Annotated in this window: 1 protein-coding gene and 1 pseudogene; one reads left to right on the top strand and one right to left on the bottom strand. The window is 43.9% G+C overall.

Features of this window, described 5'->3' with window-relative positions; genetic code table 11:
* Positions 1-224 (bottom strand): annotated as a pseudogene (locus A3738_RS02790) (hypothetical protein); the annotation flags it as partial.
* A 107-nt stretch (positions 225-331) separates the two neighbouring features.
* On the opposite strand from A3738_RS02790, the gene modA reads away from it, so the two are divergent.
* Positions 332-767, top strand: a 436-nt coding sequence (gene modA, locus A3738_RS02795) for a molybdate ABC transporter substrate-binding protein (RefSeq protein WP_068763335.1), incomplete at its 3' end; no start/stop codon positions are given.

The following is a 767-nucleotide window of genomic DNA, read 5'->3' on the forward strand; positions in this document are numbered from 1 at the left end:
GGAATAATCGGCTGCTCACCTGCGCATCCTGACCCAAAGATAAACGCCTTTTCAACACCGGCTAGGTTCGTATCGAAAGTGCGCTGATTTAAGATTGTGCCAATACCTAACAATGCAGTCTTATCTTTGACTCCCAGACATTCAGGTATCAACTTTGGCCACAACCATACGTTTAGATCATCTCCAAAATTCAAATCTTCAACTTTACAATATTCGATACGCACAACATTTCTCGTGATCAATAAATTCGCGGCAATTGTGGTCTAAGATCTTCTAATTCGCTAGTGTTTAAATTTAAAATCAAGTGTCATCATATGCACTCACACACTCTATGCGCATAAAACATTACACTCTGCTTGTTTTCTTCACGTTCTTTGCGGATGTTTCGTTTAGCTCGGAAGTACGCATCGCCGTAGCTTCGAACTTCAAACCAACGCTTGAAAAGCTGTCTAACGCATATACCCAAAGTAAATTAAGCATCTCTTCTGCATCAACAGGCAAACTCACCTCCCAGATTTCACGAGGTGCTCCGTTTGATATATTTCTTTCGGCAGGAGAAGTAGGCACAACGCTTGCCCCATCTTTCGTAGTCGACGATTCTGAGTTTACTTATGCGATTGGGCAATTGGTTCTTGTGACGCACGAGCAAAACGCCAAATTCGAATTCGACTCACCAAGGGAGCTCGACTGCATTGCATACGCAAACCCAGCTGTTGCGCCATATGGCCGAGCCGCAGCTGAAGTTATCGGGCACTTAGAAAAAGTCG

The organism is Oleiphilus sp. HI0066 (genome assembly GCF_001635725.1).